We start from the raw sequence: 20,244 nt of genomic DNA, 5'->3' as shown, positions 1-20,244 counted from the left end.
ATTGGTGAGCAATTATATTAAGTCGTAAAACTTAAGAAATAGAATGCCCAAAGTACACGTGACGGTAGAAAGTACCGTAGTGAGTGCGATGATATTTGCGGCTAATGTGGCATTGCCTCCCATCGAACGTGCCATGACATAACTGGCTGCTGCCACTGGGGAAGCGTTCATAAAGAAAAGAATACCTAACTCAATTCCTCGAAAACCTACTAAGTAAGCACCAATAGTGATCATTACGGGTGCCACGATCAGCTTGTAACTGCTTGCAAACCAAGATGGACCTTTCTCTTTTCTCATCAAGCTAAAATCGAGTGAGCCGCCCGTACACAACAGCGCTAAAGGTAATGTCATTTTGGACAAGTAGTTCCCTGCATCAATAACAACGTTCGGTACTGGAATAGCGAGTAAATAAAAAGCCATCCCTAGGACGATTGAGATTATCAGTGGATTCCTCGTCAGTGTTCGGCCCATCATTTTTGCGGCTTGTGGGACAGAAGTTGCGCCCTTGGGAGATAAGCAAATAACCGCTTGGACGTTATAAAGAAACGTGGTGACCGCGACATAAAGCGCTGCTAACGCTACACCTTGAGAACCATACGCATTGGCAACGTAAGCGATGCCAATAATACCTGTGTTTGCTCGGAACCCACCTTGGATAAGAACACCTTGGTCAGGTGATGCTTTGAACAGAAGCTTGACCGAAAGGTAGGTGAAAATAAAAAAAGAAACACTAGCGATAACGCCGAAATTGACAAAGCCACTTGCCGCTGAAAAATCGTGTTCTGAAGCCACAATACTGACAAATAACATCGCAGGTAGCGTAACTTGAAACACTAGTTTAGAGCCCACTTCGATAAAATTATCGTTGATCAGTCCAATGCGTTTGAACACCACGCCAAGTATTAACATTAAGCAGATAGGGCCGGTTATCGACAAAGAGAATTGCAACTGATGTAGAACAGCTTCCATGTAAGTACCCGCAGCAAAAGAAAAATATTCCTGCTGTCTATTAAGCCATAAACTCTGGGAGACAGGATAGAAAAGTGATGAAATTTTCCTCTTTTGTTGTTTCCAGAACCATTTGCATTCCAAGTTATGGACGAGGTCCCAGTTTAACAAAGCTGCACTGGTTCTATGCGCGATATGTTGGTTTACTACTTATCGTGATGCATCCACATGCGTATTAAATAAAAGGGTTGGTCATTGTGGTTATGGATAGGAGTTCATCGATGAAAAGGAAACACAACAAAACCGTACTTTGTGCATTTGTCTCAGGTTCGGTGTTTGGTGCAGCTTTAGTCATTGCGATGTCTTTACCAATGTAATCGTTTCTGTAGGCTCTTTGAATACTTACGCTAATTCAATACAAAAACAGATTGAGTTCAGTTCGATGTACTGTTAGTTTGAAAACATGAAAATACACGTTAGCCCTTCATCAACAACCTTCTTTTGGTGGCGCTCTAAATAGAGCGGCACGGAATACTCACATTCTTAAGCTGCTGGATGGTAGCTAAGAGTGTTTGATCTTTTTATCTCCAGTAGCGATCTATTAAATACTTGGAGATAAATATGAACACCATTCAAAGTACATCACTGCGTGAAATTATCCTGACTGGCGATCGAGCGACAGGTCCGTTACACCTCGGGCACTATGTCGGTTCATTGCAACAACGAGTCAAATTGCAAACGGAGCATGAGCAAACGATCTTAGTCGCAGACATGCAAGGTTTGACGGATAATGCCCACAATCCATCAAAGGTATCCTCCAATATTCTCAATGTCGTTGTGGATTATTTGGCCGTTGGTATCGACCCCACACAAACCACGATCACGTTGCAATCTCAAATACCAGCGTTAGCAGAGTTAACGATGTATTACAGCAATCTTGTCTCTATTGCGCGTTTAGAGCGTAATCCCACGGTTAAAAATGAGATACAAAGTAAAGGCTTTGAACGCTCTATTCCTGCTGGCTTTTTAACGTATCCAATTTCTCAAGCTGCCGATATTACGGGGTTCCACGCGACGTTGGTTCCGGTAGGTGATGACCAACTGCCGATGTTGGAGCAAACTAATGAAATCGTAAGAAAAATAAACCACCTGGGTGGAAAAGAGGTTCTTAGAGAATGCCGTCCATTACTTAGTGATGCACCTCGTTTGCCGAGTACTGATGGCAAAAATAAGATGTCTAAAAGCATGGGGAATGCAATTAACCTAGGGGCGTCTGAAAAGGAGATTTCTGCGGCGGTGAAATCTATGTATACCGACCCCAATCACCTGAAAATTGAGAACCCTGGCCAAGTCGAAGGTAATATCGTATTTACCTACCTCAATGCCTTTCACCCTGATAAAGATTACGTCGAACAGCTAAAAGAGCATTATCGACGAGGTGGGTTAGGTGATGGTTTGACCAAGAAAGTGTTAGAAGAATGCCTACAAGAGATGCTTCGACCTATTCGAGAAAAGCGCACTATGTATTTGAATGATAAAGCACAGCTGATTGATATTTTAAAACAAGGTAGTCAGCGTTCTCGTGAGAAAACTGAACAAGTGCTATTTGATGTGAAAGATGTATTTGGTTTGAATTTGTTCTGAATTAAAAGTAGAGAGTTGGACATAAGGCACGACGGCTTATTAGCAACGTGCCTTTTTTAGCTCCCAGTCAGTCAAAGCTGATTGTTAAGAAGAAAAAATTCACGACGAAAATCCGCTACTTCTTGTTGGTAATAGCTTTGCCATTCCGGTTCTGACAAATTCGAATGGCTTGTGGCTCTTTCTTTTCTGAGTCTGGACTCAAGTTGTTGCAATGCTTGTTGGTAATCTCTGACTTGCTCTTTTTGCTCGGCAACTTGTTGCTGACGATCGTGAATCTCTTCGCTTTCGCCCTTCGTTAAGTAAGTTTTTTGCAGCTCTGCGATGATAGTTTGGCGATCTGGAAAGCTCATGCTATTGGGTATCAGGGCGACTGCACGCTCATATTTTGCTTGGTCGTTTGTAAGCCCGATAGCCTCTGCATTTTCTTGCCAGTCTATGATGAGTTGCTCGAAAGCTTGCAAAAAGCTTTCTGGACTTTGCGTGTTGAGCTGTTGGGCCTCTAAATTGAAATCGTATAGGGCGAACTCATCCGAGAAAATAACATCAGCCAACTCGCCCCAAATGCCTCTTGCCTCGGCTTTAAGTTGTGCAATACGTGAGGCTAGTGGTTGTTGCTCATCAAACAACAAATTACCCACACTTTCTTGCCATTGACTGTTGAGTTGATGGTAGTTCGCCAAAAGCTGAAATCGTGCTGAAGATAAATAAGGCTCGAGCAAGGCTAACTGTTCCTCACAGTCGCGGTTCGACATGCACTCATGCCAAAATGACTCAAGCTCTGCGACGAGTTCTTTCCCTTTGAGCAGAGTTAGTCTCTCAGTCGTTATTTGAGTCGCAGAAGGGAGCTCTGCGGCCTGTGGTGAAGTATCTACACTGGGAGCGATATTGCTTGTTTTTAGTGATGTACTGGGGACGTTCTTATTTTTTGTCTTTGGAGCAGAAGCGGACACGGCTGCTTCTTGCTGCCCATCTTGACTGAAAGTTAAAAACATCATGCCCGCCATAATGGCGGACATGATTATCAACGCGATTTTCTTCATGGCTTGATTGTTGCGCTAACTGGGAAATGGTCAGAAAGGTTGTAGTGTTTCCATAAACTCTCAGCGGTTGTGCGCGGCACGTCTACACGGTTGTCATTGAATGATTTCACCCCGTATTCACTACTTACCATAACATAGTCAAGGTATTCCACGTTTTCGCCGCCTGATAACGCTTCACCTGCGAAGTTATTGATACGGGGATCAAAGGTTGACTCCGTGTAACCTGAATACTGAGGTTCGATGGCGCTTAAGTTGGCGATCATTTGTTGGTAGTCACCAGGGAACTTTCTTTTGTTTACGTTAAAGTCGCCGCTGTATACTACAGTTTCGCTTGAAGGAATGTTGAGAGATTTAGCGAGTGCGCGGATTTGTTTGAACTGGCGCTGACGATACTCGCGAGCGGTGTCTGTATCGAAAGATGCGGTATGGGTAGCAAATACATGGTAAGCCTGACCACCTTTAATAATTTCCGCATAATTCACGCCTTTGTCGGCAAAGCAGTCTGTGCCAGAGCAGTCGGGGAAGACATATTGCGCTTCATTCACGATAGGATAGCGACTGACAATGATCACCCCACCATCATGAATATTAACGCCTTCTTTATCTAACATTTTAGTTTGGTACGGATATTCCTTAGCTAACTCACGTAGGAATGCTTCACGACCGCTTGCAAACACTTCTTGCAGCGCTAATACATCATAACCTTTGACGTATTGAGGAATCAGTTCGTAACGATCACCGATGTGCGATGCAATAGCCGTAAGAGCCCAGATGTTGTATGTCATCAACTTAAGGTTTTGTTCTTCGTTATCGACAGATTCATTTACTTTGCTTGGTGTGATGGTGTAATAAACATCGTCGTATCGAGCGGTACTGTCTGACTTAAATGCCAGTTCGGTTTCTCGGATGCCAAAAGCGTTAGTGTTGGCACGATGAATATTACGATCATCTTTAAGAGATAAATCGACATCGGCCGCCGATAAGCCATATTCAATGGTTGAATTATACCAATGACCTTCCATGACCTGATTGAGTGTTATGCTTTCACCTTTAGGGCTAGAAACCACAGTTTCAAAACGGTAAGTTTGGTTTGATTTCACGCCTTCCCAACGATTGAAGCTCAATACAGGTTTGGTTTCCCACGGACCAAGTACTTGCACATGTTGCTGCCACTCTTCTCCGTATTGAAGTAAATCACTGCCTTCGTGCTTTACTTGAATAGTTAAAGGCTGATCAGAGTTATTGGTTAGATAAACATCTGTATCTGCAATGCTTGGCAATGCCACCAAGCCACTTAATAAAAGACCCCACTGCGATAATTTCATCTTATTTTTCCATCATTTGAACTAGAGCAATCATTCTTGTTTATAAATATTACTTGCACGTTAAATATGGATGACATCGAAGCCAGTACTAAAAATTGTTATCAGAATGTGATCTTTATTCAATGGTGAGGAGTCGGGGTAGAGAGTTAATGGTTGCTTAAGCGGTTGTAAATAATAGCGATGGTTAACGAATCGTACTCACTGCAATCAAGTTGTCATCTTCGCTCTATAAGTTGTGCGGCGTCATTCATCCAGCCACATGGCTAGAACTTAAATTGATAGATGGAGCACTATGGCTAGAGCAGTAAATCCAATCGATGAAACCATCATTAAATTACTACAAGACCAAGGTTTGATTAGAAGCGAAGCAGAAGCTCGTTTAAAGAAAGAGGTATACCGCTTACAGCCTAATGAGATTGAAAAAGTCAAAAATTATGCCCAGCACTTTGGCATCAACGCTAAAGAAAAACTCATCGATGAGATCTTAGAGTTGCGCCGGGAAGCGCTCATAAAAAAATGTAGACACAATACGGAGCATGCGAGCCTATCTCTAAAATAGCACGTGATAAAAATATCAATTACTGGTCAAGATTTGATCTTTCAGGCCGATGTATATAAGAGCGCTCAATGATATCGAGCGCAAAAAACAGTGTGTTTTAGAGGTTAAGCTTTCACTTAAGTGAGAGGTTTGGAAAGGCTGCAGGGAGAAAGTGCATGCGTATTAAAGACTTAAGTGTCGTAAAGAAAATATCGGTTAGTTATTTAACCGTTTTTGCCGTGTTTGGTTTAGTGTCAGTAATGTTGGTACAAGGTTTGTTAACACTGAATAAAGACATCTCAGTGCTAACAGATAAAAGTTTACCTTCTGTTGCGATTTTGAAAGGTATCCAAGTTGATATTACCAAAGTGCGTAAAGATGAGTTCTCTTTATTGCCAAACGCAAATCACCCCAAAATTGGTGAGTGGTTAAAAGGCCTCGACCAATGGCGTTCTGATGTGCAGGCTGGTATTGCAGAATACGAAAAGCTCGACCTTAATCAGCGTGAAACGCAGTCTTTTAACGTTTTTAAAGAAACTTGGAATCAATACATCAAGGAAACGAAGACTTACAACGTACTGCTAAGCCAAGGTGATGCTGAAAGTGCAAATGATGTGATTTTATCGAGTTTCAATACTTACTCAAAAGCGTTGAGCAGCTTGGATGATACCCTCGCGTTGAACGATGAGTTGGTGAACTTGATTGGCGAAGAAGTACAAAATGAAGCGGCATTTACACAATACAGCGCTGCTGTTGGTGCGCTTGTCGTCGCATTGGTCATGGTAATGTCTGCCATGTTGCTTTCTCGAGTCATTTGCGGGCCTGTTGATCGAGCATTGGAATTCGCTTCCAAAATCGCCAAGGGTCAATTGAATAATCAAATCGACGAAAGTGAATTGAGCAAAGACGAGTTAGGAACGTTGCTCAAAGAGCTTGTCGGTATGCAAACAAACTTACATTCGCTGGTTTCTGAGATTAATGACTCAACGATTCAGCTAACGGCAGCAGTAGAGGAGGTGAGTGCTATTTCTTCTCAGACCGCTTCTGGTATGCAAAATCAACAAATTGAACTTAGCTCGGTGGCTTCTGCGATGACAGAAATGCAAGCTGCTGTAAGTGAAGTGGCACAAAATACCGAAGTTGGCGCGACCTCCGCTTACTCGGCAACGGAAGTGGCAAAGCAAGGAACGGCGACGTTACAACAAACTATTGCAGTAATTGAGCGTGTATCACATACGATCCAAGAGTCAGATGAACTGGCACGTGAGCTTGAATCGAGCTCAAACAATATCAATGTGGTCGTAGATGTGATCCGCGGGATTGCGGAGCAAACAAACTTGTTAGCACTGAACGCCGCAATTGAAGCTGCTCGGGCCGGTGAACAAGGACGTGGTTTTGCTGTTGTGGCAGATGAGGTTCGTTCTCTGGCGCAACGCACTCAAGACTCCACTTCACAAATTGTGGAAATTGTTAATCAACTACAAGAGAGCAGCAGCAAAATAGGGCATTCAAGCCGTGATTGTCAGGAAGGTATTTCTCAGTGTGTTGAGCAAGTCAATGACGCTGATAGCCAGATAAAAGAAATTGAACATTCTGTCGATAACATAGCGCAAATGAGCACACAAATCGCAACGGCTTGTAGTGAGCAGAATTCTGTATCCGAAGAGCTGAATCGAAGTGTGGAGCATATTAATAGTGCCTCAACAGAGATGGCTGAGGGAGCTTCGCAAACGGCTGTGGCTTGCCAGCAGATCAGTAGCCTAGCGCACAACTTGAAAACTCGAATGGGTTCATTCCAGCTCTAGTTGTTGTGTTTCAGCTTTATTCCTAACCTCATTGCTACAAAAAATAAGCCGGATGAAATGTCCGGCTTATTTATTTCTCTGTCTATATAAATAAGCTCAGAGCATGCTCAATCTTGGGAGAATATGCTCGCTAGGCTGGAATACCACTATGGAACTTAAAATCTGTATCTGGCGTAGAAATTAAATCTGCCTCAACTCGGCCAAAATAGGCTACGCGTTCGCTGATGTCTTTGCCCGCGATTTGCTCTGCCAATACAAGATAATCTTGATAGTGGCGTGCTTCTGAGCGCAGTAAAGAAACGTAGAATTTTGCGATATCGTCATCCATATGTGGTGCTAGTTTGGCAAAACGCTCACAAGATCGGGCTTCGATGTACGCACCAATGATGAGCTTATCGATCAGCGTTTCCGGTTCATGAGTCTTCATATGCGAAATGAGCCCTTTAGCATAGCGACTTGCTGGAATATTTTTATACTCAATTCCACGACTTTCCATGATCTCTAAAACTTGATAAAAGTGGTGCAATTCCTCTTTAATCAAAAGCACCATTTTATCGATCAAATCTTGGCTGTACGGTGAGTTGGACTTAGCCATGATCGCTTTGGAAATATTGCTCTTACCTTTTAACGTTTCTAGTGAGCCTACATTGCGATAAGCAAAATCTTCATAGGGTTTAAACCAGTCAAGCAGAGCATGTGAACTGGATTGGTCAACGGCATATTTACGAATTAAAAACATCGCAGATTGGCCAGCTTTTAGCTCACACAGTAGGTGGTCTAATAAAATGGTTTGAAGGTTTTCTGGTTTCTTTGCTTCCTCTACCCATTCATCAGGTGTGCTGCATTGCAGAAATTGGTTAATGGGAGCAAGAAGATCTTGATAGGCGTCTAGATTCATCATTTTAGTTTTAGTACTTCACATTCTAATTGGGCATATCCGCTATCTTACGGATAGAAAAAAGGCTGCGATTGCAGCCTTTATTGACCTTAAGTGAATGTTACCACTTTTTCTTCTCGCCGAAGAGTGCTTCCATGTCATTGTCGCGCTCTTTATCGGCGATCTGCTGCATTTCGGCATCACTTTTATCTTGGCGTTTTTTATCTAGGTCGCCCAGCATGTCTTCAAGCTTCTGTTTCGCTTGAATAGAGTAGGGATCGCTCTTTGTACTCAATGCATCGATACCTTTGCGTAGCAGTTGAAGTGCTGTACCAGGTTGACCTCGAGCGATTGAGTCATTTGCTCTTTTAATGACGTTTTCGATGTTGATACGAATCTGCATCGTTTCTAAACGCGCATTTTCAGCGACATAAGTCTGGGTGTCGATACGGCCTTTATTGTGTTCGTTACGGATAGTATCGCGGAGGCGTTTCACCAACTTAAGCATGACGATGGCTTGTTTATCACTGCTCGGCATTTTGAACGTGGTACTCTCGCCAGTGGGACCATTCTCTTTCAGTTGATCAATCTGTTGCTTCATGTTTTCGATACGTTGAGCAAGCTGCTTATTCTTCGGGTCAAGCTCATGCATGCTTTCTAGCGCGTCAAGAATACGATTGTTTAGACATAGCAACAGCTCCTTGCTAAAAGGGATATGGTGCGCATGACCAATCAACTCTTCAGTGCCATCAATCAAGGCAACATAGCGTGCGGACTCCTGTCTTTTCGCAGTCTCTACCTTGACCTTATACTGCAACATAATGTTATAGCCTAGGATCAACACCAGTAGGATGGCTACCAAAGCGATTATTAAACCAATATTCATATCTTTGCGTCTGCTTTACTTTTCTACGGCTAGCGTTAAAGAATACATGAATCTTATCTTACTCGGCACCCTATTTGTTTGATTATTTTGTCTCTCCCACGTTTTAGCTACTGATAGAAGTCACATCATAGAAATTCAGTCATTTATTGGCTCAACTTTGTGCATATTGTTTCTATGTTGAGGATTATCAGTATGTGATTGAGGTATAAGTTAGAAATTACTGTTCATTTCGATTTGAACGCGTTATAACTAATTATTATATCGCTCGTCCGAGTGGCCAATAAATTATCTCATGAACAAGTAAGGGATTACGATGAAACTGCAGCAGCTGAAGTATATTGTTGAGGTTGTAAACCATAATCTGAATGTATCCGCGACGGCAGAAAGCTTGTATACCTCTCAGCCAGGTATCAGTAAGCAGGTTCGGTTGCTGGAAGATGAGTTAGGCATTCAGATTTTTGAACGTAGCGGTAAGCACTTAACACAGGTGACACCTGCTGGTGAAGAAATTGTACGTATCTCTCAAGAAATTCTCGCTCGTGTAGAAAGTATCAAAGCTGTAGCAGGGGAGCACACCCACCCAGAAATGGGGACGCTGAATATCACCACGACACATACGCAAGCGCGTTATGCTTTGCCGGATGTCATCAAAGGTTTCACTTCTCGCTACCCAAAAGTGTCATTACACATGCATCAAGGTACGCCGTCACAAATGTCTGAGGCAATTGCTAAAGGTACGGCGAACTTTGCGATTGCGACAGAAGCGCTTCACTTATATCAAGATGCCATCATGCTGCCTTGTTATCACTGGAACCGTTCAATTGTCGTCCCCAAAGATCATCCATTAGCGAAGAAAGATAAAGTAACGATCAGCGACCTTGCCGCTTATCCATTGGTCACTTATGTGTTTGGTTTTACGGGCCGTTCAGAGTTAGATACCGCATTTAATCGTGAAGGTTTAACCCCGAGAGTGGTGTTCACTGCAACTGATGCGGACGTTATTAAAACGTATGTTCGCATGGGTATTGGTGTTGGTGTGATTGCGAGCATGGCTGTGGATGAAGAGCAGGATAGGGATTTAGTCGCAATAGATGCGAGCCATTTATTCGGGGCTAGTACGACAAGTATTGGCTTCCGTCGCGGCACATTCCTGCGCTCATACATGTTCGATTTTATGGAACGCTTTGCTCCTCATTTAACTCGCCCAGTGGTAGAGCAGGCGATTTCGTTGAAATCTAATGCAGAAATCGAAGAGATGTTTAAAGACATCGAGCTCCCGGTGAGATAATACTTCATTGATGTTTCGATTCCCTCTACAATGCGCTCGTTGTAGGGGGAGTTATGAAAACGCAATTTCAATTTATTAATAACTGCTTATTGGAAAACGAATCGCTATGGCGGTTTGAACCATTTAAAAGTAGCATCCACACCTCATTACCTTGGCAAGAGCGACACCCTCAGTTGTGCCAGTGGTTAGTGTCTCTTTCTCCCTCTCAAATCGAAGAGTATAAAGCGGAACCTGAACTCGCCTTAAAAGCGATAAGCGCGTTTGTGCCTCAACTCGAACAACTCGCTTATCACACGCGTTTAGAGTCTTTAACCTTAAATGGTTTGGCACTCGCTCGTGGTTTAGACAACGGCATTCCCGGACGTAAGCTGGAGCAAATCAGCTCGATGGGTGAAGCTGCAATTCAACAACACTGTGGCGAAGAATGGTTAGAGTGGTGTTCAGGGAAAGGTTATTTAGGACGAATCCTGGCAACACAAACCGATCAGCCTGTGACCAGTTTCGAATATCAACAAGTACTGTGTGATTCGGGGCAACAAGCTGCGAATGAACACCATTGGAAAATGACGTTTATTCAAGGTGACGCGTTCGATAGCAAAGCAAAAGCGGTATTCAAGCCAACGCAACACGCGGTGGCACTGCATGCGTGTGGTGACCTCCATGTTCGTCTAATGCAGTACGGCAGTGAGAATGGGATTGCTGCGATGACTATCTCACCTTGTTGTTATCACTTGATTCAGTCGGAACAATACCAGCCGATGTCGAAACCGGGGAGGGTTTCTTCTCTCTCATTGTCTAAGCAAGAACTGCGTATCCCGTTACAGCAAACGGTGACAGGGGGAGAGCGTGTACGTCGCCATCGTCAGCAGGAAATGGTGTTTCGTCTTGGCTTCGATTTGATTACTCGACGAGCGTTAGGCATGGCAGAGTACCAACCTGTCCCCAGTATTCGTAAGTCGCAATTAAGTGAAGGCTTTGAATCTTTGTGTCGCTGGGCGGCGGAGCAGAAAGGTATCGTTCTTTCTCAAGAAATCGATTTCGATCATTTTGAAAAGTTAAGCGAACAACGCTTCTGGCAAATGGAGAGAATGAGCTTAGTGCAACTGGTTTTTCAACGTCCATTGGAGATCTGGCTCGCATTGGACAAAGCACTTTATCTTGAAGAACGTGGTTATCGTGTTAGATTGTCAGAGTTTTGCCCTAAATCAGTTACACCTAGAAATATTTTAATTTGCGCATATAAGAATTAGTTATTTTTTATAGCTAAACGCTCTATATGAAAAAGCCCACTTACGCGTGGGCTTTTGTAAACAAAACGTGACAAATTGTGTGTTATTTTGTCATTAATTGAACATAGCGATAGCTTGAGTTGGTTCAACGTATTCCAAGTCAAAGCTTTCTGCTACTTCTTTACATGTTACTTTTCCGTGAATAACGTTTAGACCTTCAAGGAAGCCTTTGTCTTCTAGAAGTGCCTCACGGTAGCCTTTGTTTGCGAGTTTCACAATGTAAGGGAGTGTTGCATTGTTCAATGCGAAAGTTGAAGTACGTGCAACCGCACCAGGCATATTTGCTACGCAGTAGTGAACCACTTCATCCACGATGTAAGTTGGATCTGCGTGGGTTGTTGCGTGAGATGTCTCGAAACAGCCACCTTGGTCAATAGCCACGTCAACCACTGCCGCACCAGGTTTCATCTTAGCAATGTGCTCTTTTGTTACCAGCTTAGGCGCTGCTGCTCCAGGAATTAGAACGGCACCGATAACAAGGTCAGCTTCTAGAACATGCTTCTCGATAGCGTCTTCAGTAGAATAAACCACTTTAGCGCGACCTTGGAATTCTTCGTCAAGTTTACGAAGTGTATCTACGTTGCGGTCTAGAATGGTTACGTCAGCGCGAAGACCAACAGCCATACGAGCTGCGTTTGCACCAACAACACCACCACCAACGATGACGACTTTCGCTGGCTCAACACCAGGTACGCCACCTAGCAGCAGACCACGACCGCCGTGTGATTTTTCCAATGTTTGCGCGCCAGCTTGGATAGACATCCGACCTGCCACTTCTGACATTGGTGCTAACAGTGGCAAACGACCCATATTATCTGTTACAGTCTCATAGGCTATACAGACAGCTTTGCTCTTGATTAGCTCATCAGTTTGTGGAAAATCTGGTGCTAGGTGTAAATAAGTAAATAAAATTTGCCCTTCGCGGAGCATTGCTCTCTCTACTGCTTGGGGTTCTTTTACTTTTACAATCATGTCTGCTTGCGCGAATACGTCTGCAGCATGAGGGAGAATGGATGCGCCGACAGCGATGTAATCATCGTCTGAAAAACCAATGCCGGCACCTGCATTGGTCTCAACTAAAACTTGGTGACCATGTGAGATGAGTTCTCTCACGCTTGCTGGGATCATACCAACACGATATTCGTGGTTCTTGATTTCCTTAGGTACGCCAATGATCATCCTGTATCCTCTTTCTATAATGGTTGTATTAACTGTTTGTAGGGTGTTATTGTCGAATTAATAACTAGTATAGTTATAGATTTGTAAAATTTGGCACCAAATATTAAAAAGTTGTAGTATATTTTTTTGCAAGGAAGTAATAAGGTGGAATAAAAAATGGCAGACAACTATAAAAAGCCGTCCAAGGAACTAGACCGTATCGACCGCAACATTCTTAATGAACTGCAGAAAGACGGTCGTATTTCAAACGTTGAGCTTTCAAAACGTGTGGGACTTTCTCCAACGCCATGTTTGGAGCGTGTACGTCGCTTAGAGCGTCAGGGTTACATCACAGGATACACTGCATTATTGAATCCGCAGTTCCTGGATGCGTCACTATTAGTATTCGTTGAGATTACACTAAACCGTGGTGCGCCGGATGTATTTGAGCAGTTTAACTCAGCTGTTCAAAAGCTAGACGACATACAAGAGTGTCATCTTGTATCAGGTGACTTTGACTATCTTCTTAAAACCCGTGTATCAGATATGGGTGCTTACCGCCGACTATTGGGCGATACGTTACTACGTCTACCTGGCGTAAATGACACTCGCACATACGTTGTAATGGAAGAAGTGAAACAATCTAACCAGCTTGTGATCAAAACTCGTTAATTTCTTGCAAAGAAAGCGGTATATGCTTCCGCTTTCGCCAGAGAGTAATTGGGTTTTTCTCTTTGATATGGTTAAATCAATTTACCGAGCGGCTTGATGCCGCTCGGAATGTTTTGCAATTTCCTATTTCATTTCCATATTCAAGTTGATTTATGTTCAAAGAGAACGCAAAGAAAGTCGAAACCATTATCAAAACCAGTGAAGAGCCCCAGTCTTCACGCTTAAATGGCTTCCAACGCTTAAAAGAGTGCTGCTTTATCGTTGGCGTTCTTAGCTCGGTATTGCTTGCGGTTGCACTATTTACCTTCAGTCCGGCCGATCCTTCTTGGTCCCAAACCGCATGGGGAGGGGAGATCGACAATGCTGGTGGCCTTTTCGGCGCTTGGCTTGCGGACACACTATTCTTCACATTTGGCTCTCTCGCTTATCCAATCCCTTTCTTGCTAGCGGCGGCTGCATGGGTGATTTGCCGTAAACGAGGAGAAGATGAGCCAATTGATTTCATGTTATGGGGTACGAGGTTACTCGGCCTTGTCGTCCTTATAATGACTAGCTGTGGTCTAGCCGATATTAATTTTGATGATATTTGGTATTTCTCGTCCGGTGGTGTCGTCGGAGATGTGTTGTCTAGCCTAGCTTTACCTACATTGAATGTACTTGGCACGACATTGGTACTGCTGTTCTTATGGGGAGCGGGTTTTACTCTCTTTACTGGCATCTCATGGCTTAACATCGTTGAGTGGCTTGGAGATCGTGCATTAGCGCTAATTGCGGCGCTTGCAAATAAGATAAGAGGCTCTGAGCAAGAAGTTTTAGAACCTCAGCTAGATGAGTTCGTGGAAGATAAAGTCTCTACGCCTAGACATAACGTAGACCATGACATTGATGATGAGCCGCTTCCTCATTTAACGGCGTTCGATGTCGATGAGCCGAAAGAATCGGCGCTTGCGCATGAATATCCTATTTATATGCCTCAAGCTAAACCTGAGAAGCCAGCGGAACAAATGATGGTGGAACCGACGCCGCCACAACACAAGGCTACGGTTAATGCTGCGTCAGTTTATGCTCAACCTGAGCACCAAACGCAACCTGTCCATGCGGTGAATACTGATAACGTTGATCCGCTTCTGGAGCGTACCAAGCAGCTGAATGTCACGATAGAAGAGCTTGAAGCTGCAGCGCAACAAGCAGATGACTGGGGAACTGAAGAACAGGCAGCCCCATCATTTGCAGACACTTACTCTTCCTATGTAGAGCAACATACAGCTACAGAAGAACCGATCAGTGTTGAACCAGATTATGCGGAGTACGAACAATTTGAAGCAGAGCAAGTACAGCAGCCAAGTATTGAGCATCCTGTGCATGAAGAGCCTGTAATTGATTCCGCTGCGCTAGATAGCATCACGGAGCAAACAGAATCGAGTCAACACATTGAACCTACGATCTCTGATTTTGACGTGTTAGACGATGAAGACGAAGTGGAGTCACAGTCTGTACAACAACTACAGCCAGCTCCAGCAACACCTCATCAGCAAGTGGCAACACCTTCAACAACATTTGAACCTGCACTTCAAAAAGCGGAGGTTGAAGAGGTTCAAGACGGCGACGAAGATGTAGCGGCATTCCAAGACATGGTTTCTAGTGCGCAAGCGAAAGTAGCAGCGACACAGAACCCATTTTTGGTACAGAAAGAAGAAAACTTGCCTGTTCCAGAAGAGCCACTTCCAACGCTCGAGTTGCTTTACCATCCAGAAAAACGCGAAAACTTTATCGACCGAGATGCTCTAGAGCAGGTCGCTCGATTGGTTGAGAGCAAGCTAGCGGACTACAAAATCAAAGCCGACGTGGTGGGGATTTATCCTGGTCCAGTGATCACTCGCTTCGAGCTTGATTTGGCACCGGGGGTAAAAGTAAGCCGTATTTCCGGTCTTTCAACTGACTTAGCGCGTGCCTTGTCTGCGATGGCGGTACGTGTTGTAGAAGTTATCCCTGGCAAGCCTTACATTGGTTTGGAACTGCCAAACATGAGTCGTCAGACGGTCTATTTATCTGATGTAATTAGTAGTCCTCAGTTTGAGCAAGCAACGTCACCCACAACGGTTGTGTTAGGTCAAGACATTGCGGGCGAAGCTGTTGTGGCCGATCTCGCGAAGATGCCTCACGTGCTAGTAGCAGGTACAACAGGTTCTGGTAAGTCGGTGGGTGTGAACGTGATGATTTTGAGCATGCTGTATAAAGCTGGCCCAGAAGATGTACGCTTCATCATGATTGATCCGAAAATGCTAGAGCTTTCTATTTACGAAGGTATCCCTCATCTTCTTTCTGAAGTTGTGACTGATATGAAAGACGCATCAAACGCTCTACGTTGGTGTGTGGGTGAGATGGAACGTCGTTATAAATTGATGTCGGCATTGGGCGTTCGTAATGTGAAAGGCTTTAACGAGAAGTTGAAGATGGCAGCAGAAGCAGGTCATCCAATTCATGATCCATTCTGGCAAGAAGGCGACAGTATGGATACGGAACCGCCATTGTTAGAAAAACTGCCTTACATCGTTGTTGTTGTCGATGAATTTGCTGACCTGATGATGGTGGTTGGTAAGAAGGTAGAAGAACTGATTGCACGCTTGGCACAAAAGGCGCGTGCGGCAGGTATTCATTTAATTCTTGCGACTCAGCGTCCATCGGTGGATGTTATCACTGGTCTGATTAAAGCGAATATTCCAACTCGTGTTGCGTTTACGGTATCGACTAAAACAGACTCCCGTACGATTCTAGACCAAGGTGGTGCAGAATCACTGCTTGGTATGGGTGATATGTTGTATCTACCGCCGGGCTCAAGTCATACAACTCGTGTCCACGGTGCATTTGCATCAGATGATGATGTTCATGCTGTTGTAAACAACTGGAAAGCGCGTGGTAAACCGAACTACATTGAAGAGATCATCAGCGGAGATCAAAGTCCAGAAAGCTTATTGCCAGGTGAGCAAATGGAAGCGGATGAAGATGTGGATCCACTCTTCGATCAAGTCGTTGAGCACGTAGTTCAGTCACGTCGAGGCTCTGTTTCTGGCGTACAGCGTCGATTTAAGATCGGTTACAACCGTGCCGCCCGTATTGTTGAGCAACTCGAAGCGCAAGGTATCGTGAGTGCACCGGGTCACAACGGTAACCGCGAAGTTTTAGCTCCTGCGCCGCCAAAAGATTAATGAACTTGTTTTACTCACTTCAGTCCAACTGAGGTGAGTAACTTTAGGTCTTTGACCCTCTGATAGGTATCTGAATGAAAAAACGATTTTCAGCGAAATTTTTCTCAGCGCTAGTTTTAAGTGTTTCTTTCTTCTCAGCTGCGAATGCAGCATCTCCCAAAGATGAACTCAATAAACGTCTCGCAATGAACGAAGGTTTCAGTGCCGATTTCTCCCAGCAAGTGATCAGCCCTGAAGGTGAAACGGTAATGGAAGGTGAGGGCACGGTTGAAATCGCTCGTCCAAGCTTGTTCCGTTGGAGTACGACTTTCCCTGATGAAAACCTTTTAGTATCTGATGGCAAGACGTTGTGGTATTACAGCCCATTCATTGAGCAAGTAAGCATTTACTGGCAAGAGCAAGCGACCGAGCAAACACCATTTGTGCTGTTAACTCGCAATAGAGCAAGCGACTGGGATAACTATAAGATTTCTCAGAAAGGTAATGAGTTTACGCTCATTCCAACGGCAATTGACTCTACTCAAGGCCAATTCCAGATTAATATTGATACAAAAGGCGTAGTGAAAGGCTTTAACGTCATTGAGCAAGATGGCCAGAAAGGGCTGTTTACTTTTAGTAATGTTAAGCTTGGTAAACCAAAGGTAGACAGATTTACATTCACAATTCCAGATGGCGTGGAAGTGGATGACCAAAGGAATTAATTGGTAGTGAGTAATTACACGTTAGATTTCTCAGGGGACGAAGATTTTCGTCCCCTTGCTGCTCGTATGAGACCACAAACAATCGAACAGTATATTGGGCAGCAGCATATTTTAGGTCCGGGTAAACCCCTACGCCGAGCGCTAGAGGCTGGACACATTCACTCGATGATTTTGTGGGGACCACCAGGCACAGGCAAAACGACATTAGCGGAAGTGGCAGCAAACTATGCCAACGCCGAAGTTGAGCGTGTATCTGCGGTGACGTCTGGCGTTAAAGAGATCCGGGCTGCGATCGACAAAGCGCGTGAGAACAAAATGGCAGGTCGCCGCACTATCTTATTCGTGGATGAGGTGCATCGCTTTAACAAATCACAGCAAGATGCGTTTTTACCGCATATTGAAGACGGTACGGTTACGTTTATCGGTGCGACCACAGAGAACCCTTCGTTTGAGTTAAACAACGCATTACTCTCGCGTGCTCGCGTTTACAAGTTGACTTCTCTTGGTCAGAGCGAAATATCGCTGGCGCTTGATCAAGCGATTAATGACAAAGAGCGCGGCTTGGGGAATATACCAGCACATTTCGCCGATAACGTACTAGATCGCCTAGCAGAGCTAGTGAACGGTGATGCTCGCATGTCTCTTAACTACCTTGAGCTGCTATACGATATGGCAGAAGACAACGCGCAGGGTGAAAAAGAAATCACGCTTAAGTTGCTTGCGGAAGTGGCGGGAGAAAAGGTCTCTCGCTTCGATAACAAAGGTGATATCTGGTACGACTTAATCTCTGCGGTTCACAAATCCATTCGTGGTTCAAATCCAGACGCCGCTTTATATTGGGCTGCTCGTATGATCGCTGCAGGTTGTGATCCGCTCTACATCGCTCGCCGATTACTTGCGATAGCATCGGAAGATGTTGGCAATGCGGACCCTAGAGCCATGCAAGTCGCACTCTCCGCGTGGGATTGCTTTACCCGTGTTGGTCCGGCAGAAGGTGAACGTGCGATTGCGCAGGCGATCGTTTACTTAGCGTGCGCGCCAAAGAGTAATGCGGTGTACGTAGCATGGAAACAAGCGCTCACAGATGCTCATAACTTACCTGAATATGAAGTGCCTCATCACCTTCGAAATGCACCTACCAGTTTGATGAAAGACATGGGGTATGGGGCAGAGTATCGTTATGCTCACGATGAGCCGGGTGCCTATGCAGCCGGTGAGCAATATTTGCCACCAGAAATGGCAGATCGTAAGTATTATCAGCCAACAAATCGCGGTCTAGAAACCAAAATCGGCGAAAAGTTAGATTACTTGGCTAAATTAGACGCAAATAGCCAACAAAAGCGCTATGAAAAGTAGGCGTTTTTGGATACATTTGTTCAGTAAATTTTTTTAACGCGTACGCTTGGAAAGTGCGCGTGATTTCACAACAAAAAGCATAGGATTAACAATGCTGGATTCTAAATTACTTCGTACAGAGCTGGATGAAACAGCTGCTAAACTGGCGCGTCGTGGCTTTAAGCTAGACGTAGAGACTATTCGTAAACTTGAAGAACAACGTAAGTCCATTCAAGTAGAAGTAGAAAATTTACAATCCACGCGTAACTCCATCTCCAAACAAATCGGCCAAAAAATGGCGGCTGGCGACAAAGAAGGCGCAGAAGAGATCAAGAAACAAATCGGTACTTTAGGTAGCGATCTTGATGCGAAGAAAGTTGAACTTGAGCAAGTAATGGCTCAACTAGACGAATTCACGCTTTCTGTACCAAACATCCCTGCTGATGAAGTGCCAGATGGTAAAGATGAAAACGACAACGTCGAAATCTCTCGTTGGGGTGAGCCTAAGACTTACGACTTCGAACTAAAAGACCATGTTGACCTAGGTGAAATGGGTGGCGGTCTAGACTTCGCAAGTGCAGTTAAGATCACTGGCGCACGTTTCATCGTGATGAAAGGCCAATTTGCTCGTCTACACCGTGCAATCGCTCAGTTCATGCTAGATCTTCACACAGAAGAACATGGCTACACTGAAATGTACGTACCTTACCTAGTAAACTCTGACAGCCTATTCGGTACTGGCCAGCTTCCTAAGTTCGGTAAAGACCTTTTCCACACAGAGCCTCTAGCGGAAAAAGTAAACGACGAAGAGCCACGTAAACTGTCTCTAATACCTACGGCAGAAGTACCTGTAACAAACCTAGTTCGTGACACGATTTCTGACGAAGCGGATCTACCAATCAAGATGACAGCTCACACGCCGTGTTTCCGTTCAGAAGCGGGTTCATACGGTCGTGATACTCGTGGTTTGATTCGTATGCACCAGTTCGACAAAGTTGAGCTAGTACAAATCACGAAGCCAGAAGATTCAATGAATGCGCTAGAAGAGCTAACAGGTCACGCTGAGAAAGTTCTACAACTTCTAGAGCTTCCTTACCGTAAAGTGGTTCTTTGTACAGGTGACATGGGCTTCGGCGCTCGTAAAACTTACGACCTAGAAGTTTGGGTTCCTGCTCAAGAAACTTACCGTGAAATCTCTTCATGTTCTAACATGTGGGACTTCCAAGCTCGTCGTATGCAAGCGCGTTTCCGTCGTAAAGGCGAGAAGAAACCTGAGCTTGTACACACGCTAAACGGTTCTGGTCTAGCAGTTGGTCGTACCATGGTTGCTATCCTAGAAAACAACCAAGAAGCAGACGGTCGCATTGCAATCCCTGCAGTACTTCAGAAGTACATGGGCGGCGCAACGCACATCGGTTAATGCATTAGCCACTAGAACACCAAACCCCAGCCACAGTGCTGGGTTTTTTGTTATTTGCGTCGAGTAAAAATACACTCGAATGTAAATCGTATCTCAAGTAATGATTAGCTCG

The 20,244-nt window shown here is 44.4% G+C and carries 16 protein-coding genes; 10 read left to right on the top strand and 6 right to left on the bottom strand.

The window, feature by feature from the left end; genetic code table 11:
- Nucleotides 1-12: 12 nt before the first annotated feature.
- Entirely contained in the window at nucleotides 13-969 is a 957-nt protein-coding gene (locus NB463_RS13905) for an AEC family transporter (protein ID WP_258430633.1), read from the bottom strand.
- A 600-nt stretch (nucleotides 970-1,569) separates the two neighbouring features.
- Here NB463_RS13905 and trpS point away from each other — a divergent pair.
- Nucleotides 1,570-2,592: a tryptophan--tRNA ligase gene (trpS, locus tag NB463_RS13900; RefSeq protein ID WP_258430632.1), complete on the top strand. Its 1,023-nt coding sequence runs from the start codon at nucleotides 1,570-1,572 to the stop codon at nucleotides 2,590-2,592.
- A 71-nt stretch (nucleotides 2,593-2,663) separates the two neighbouring features.
- On the opposite strand, the gene NB463_RS13895 is transcribed toward trpS, so the two are convergent.
- Nucleotides 2,664-3,632, bottom strand: a complete 969-nt coding sequence (locus tag NB463_RS13895) for an ATP-dependent dsDNA exonuclease (RefSeq protein ID WP_258430631.1) — start codon at nucleotides 3,630-3,632, stop codon at nucleotides 2,664-2,666.
- Nucleotides 3,629-4,957 carry a sphingomyelin phosphodiesterase gene (locus tag NB463_RS13890; protein ID WP_053807192.1) on the bottom strand — a complete coding sequence of 443 codons (1,329 nt, stop codon included), beginning with the start codon at nucleotides 4,955-4,957 and terminating at the stop codon, nucleotides 3,629-3,631. The genes NB463_RS13895 and NB463_RS13890 overlap by 4 nt, the downstream gene beginning before the upstream one ends.
- A 292-nt stretch (nucleotides 4,958-5,249) precedes the next feature.
- Here NB463_RS13890 and NB463_RS13885 point away from each other — a divergent pair, with 292 nt between their 5' ends.
- The gene (locus tag NB463_RS13885) at nucleotides 5,250-5,516 is read left to right on the top strand and encodes a hypothetical protein (RefSeq protein ID WP_012841963.1); all 267 of its coding nucleotides are present in this window, start codon (nucleotides 5,250-5,252) and stop codon (nucleotides 5,514-5,516) included.
- A 155-nt stretch (nucleotides 5,517-5,671) separates the two neighbouring features.
- Complete coding sequence (locus NB463_RS13880) at nucleotides 5,672-7,300, top strand: methyl-accepting chemotaxis protein (protein WP_053807193.1); 1,629 nt, start codon at nucleotides 5,672-5,674, stop codon at nucleotides 7,298-7,300.
- A gap of 130 nt (nucleotides 7,301-7,430) precedes the next feature.
- Here the strand turns inward: NB463_RS13880 and miaE are convergent, their stop codons facing one another.
- Nucleotides 7,431-8,201: a tRNA isopentenyl-2-thiomethyl-A-37 hydroxylase MiaE gene (gene miaE, locus NB463_RS13875; RefSeq protein ID WP_258430630.1), complete on the bottom strand. Its 771-nt coding sequence runs from the start codon at nucleotides 8,199-8,201 to the stop codon at nucleotides 7,431-7,433.
- A gap of 97 nt (nucleotides 8,202-8,298) precedes the next feature.
- Nucleotides 8,299-9,063 carry a hypothetical protein gene (locus NB463_RS13870; protein ID WP_005390808.1) on the bottom strand — a complete coding sequence of 255 codons (765 nt, stop codon included), beginning with the start codon at nucleotides 9,061-9,063 and terminating at the stop codon, nucleotides 8,299-8,301.
- A gap of 313 nt (nucleotides 9,064-9,376) precedes the next feature.
- On the opposite strand from NB463_RS13870, the gene cysB reads away from it, so the two are divergent.
- Together cysB and NB463_RS13860 are read left to right on the top strand one after the other, a co-directional pair.
- Complete coding sequence (gene cysB, locus NB463_RS13865; RefSeq protein WP_258430629.1) at nucleotides 9,377-10,351, top strand: HTH-type transcriptional regulator CysB; 975 nt, start codon at nucleotides 9,377-9,379, stop codon at nucleotides 10,349-10,351.
- Between the two features lie 53 nt (nucleotides 10,352-10,404).
- The gene (locus NB463_RS13860) at nucleotides 10,405-11,601 is read left to right on the top strand and encodes an SAM-dependent methyltransferase (RefSeq protein ID WP_258430628.1); all 1,197 of its coding nucleotides are present in this window, start codon (nucleotides 10,405-10,407) and stop codon (nucleotides 11,599-11,601) included.
- Between the two features lie 93 nt (nucleotides 11,602-11,694).
- On the opposite strand, the gene ald is transcribed toward NB463_RS13860, so the two are convergent.
- Nucleotides 11,695-12,819, bottom strand: coding sequence for an alanine dehydrogenase (gene ald, locus NB463_RS13855; protein WP_005378241.1), 1,125 nt, complete (start codon nucleotides 12,817-12,819; stop codon nucleotides 11,695-11,697).
- Nucleotides 12,820-12,975: 156 nt separating this feature from the next.
- On the opposite strand from ald, the gene lrp reads away from it, so the two are divergent.
- The 5 genes from lrp (at nucleotide 12,976) to serS (ending at nucleotide 20,132) form a co-directional block, all read left to right on the top strand.
- A complete protein-coding gene (gene lrp / locus NB463_RS13850) occupies nucleotides 12,976-13,470 on the top strand; it encodes a leucine-responsive transcriptional regulator Lrp (protein ID WP_005378234.1) in 495 nt (164 codons plus the stop codon).
- A 152-nt stretch (nucleotides 13,471-13,622) separates the two neighbouring features.
- Entirely contained in the window at nucleotides 13,623-16,676 is a 3,054-nt protein-coding gene (locus NB463_RS13845) for a DNA translocase FtsK 4TM domain-containing protein (RefSeq protein ID WP_258430622.1), read from the top strand.
- Nucleotides 16,677-16,750: 74 nt separating this feature from the next.
- A complete protein-coding gene (lolA, locus tag NB463_RS13840; RefSeq protein WP_047008580.1) occupies nucleotides 16,751-17,377 on the top strand; it encodes an outer membrane lipoprotein chaperone LolA in 627 nt (208 codons plus the stop codon).
- Nucleotides 17,378-18,733, top strand: a complete 1,356-nt coding sequence (locus tag NB463_RS13835; protein WP_202600664.1) for a replication-associated recombination protein A — start codon at nucleotides 17,378-17,380, stop codon at nucleotides 18,731-18,733.
- Nucleotides 18,734-18,824: 91 nt separating this feature from the next.
- Complete coding sequence (gene serS, locus NB463_RS13830; protein WP_053807197.1) at nucleotides 18,825-20,132, top strand: serine--tRNA ligase; 1,308 nt, start codon at nucleotides 18,825-18,827, stop codon at nucleotides 20,130-20,132.
- The last annotated feature ends 112 nt before the right edge of the window (nucleotides 20,133-20,244 follow it).

This window comes from Vibrio sp. RM-41-2B, assembly GCF_024744415.1.
Taxonomy (GTDB): Bacteria; Pseudomonadota; Gammaproteobacteria; order Enterobacterales; family Vibrionaceae; genus Vibrio; species Vibrio diabolicus.
The sequence above is the reverse complement of the archived record's forward strand: the minus strand, read 5'-3'. Positions and strand labels throughout refer to the sequence as shown.

Excerpts from the sequence above, each read along its gene's own strand:
- NB463_RS13905 (WP_258430633.1), bottom strand. The coding sequence starts at position 969 with ATGGAAGCTGTTCTACATCAGTTGCAATTCTCTTTGTCGATAACCGGC.
- NB463_RS13860 (WP_258430628.1), top strand. The coding sequence starts at position 10,405 with ATGAAAACGCAATTTCAATTTATTAATAACTGCTTATTGGAAAACGAA.
- cysB (WP_258430629.1), top strand. The coding sequence starts at position 9,377 with ATGAAACTGCAGCAGCTGAAGTATATTGTTGAGGTTGTAAACCATAAT.
- NB463_RS13895 (WP_258430631.1), bottom strand. The coding sequence starts at position 3,632 with ATGAAGAAAATCGCGTTGATAATCATGTCCGCCATTATGGCGGGCATG.
- miaE (WP_258430630.1), bottom strand. The coding sequence starts at position 8,201 with ATGATGAATCTAGACGCCTATCAAGATCTTCTTGCTCCCATTAACCAA.
- serS (WP_053807197.1), top strand. The coding sequence starts at position 18,825 with ATGCTGGATTCTAAATTACTTCGTACAGAGCTGGATGAAACAGCTGCT.
- NB463_RS13845 (WP_258430622.1), top strand. The coding sequence starts at position 13,623 with ATGTTCAAAGAGAACGCAAAGAAAGTCGAAACCATTATCAAAACCAGT.
- ald (WP_005378241.1), bottom strand. The coding sequence starts at position 12,819 with ATGATCATTGGCGTACCTAAGGAAATCAAGAACCACGAATATCGTGTT.
- trpS (WP_258430632.1), top strand. The coding sequence starts at position 1,570 with ATGAACACCATTCAAAGTACATCACTGCGTGAAATTATCCTGACTGGC.
- NB463_RS13870 (WP_005390808.1), bottom strand. The coding sequence starts at position 9,063 with ATGAATATTGGTTTAATAATCGCTTTGGTAGCCATCCTACTGGTGTTG.
- NB463_RS13885 (WP_012841963.1), top strand. The coding sequence starts at position 5,250 with ATGGCTAGAGCAGTAAATCCAATCGATGAAACCATCATTAAATTACTA.
- NB463_RS13890 (WP_053807192.1), bottom strand. The coding sequence starts at position 4,957 with ATGAAATTATCGCAGTGGGGTCTTTTATTAAGTGGCTTGGTGGCATTG.
- NB463_RS13880 (WP_053807193.1), top strand. The coding sequence starts at position 5,672 with ATGCGTATTAAAGACTTAAGTGTCGTAAAGAAAATATCGGTTAGTTAT.
- lrp (WP_005378234.1), top strand. The coding sequence starts at position 12,976 with ATGGCAGACAACTATAAAAAGCCGTCCAAGGAACTAGACCGTATCGAC.
- lolA (WP_047008580.1), top strand. The coding sequence starts at position 16,751 with ATGAAAAAACGATTTTCAGCGAAATTTTTCTCAGCGCTAGTTTTAAGT.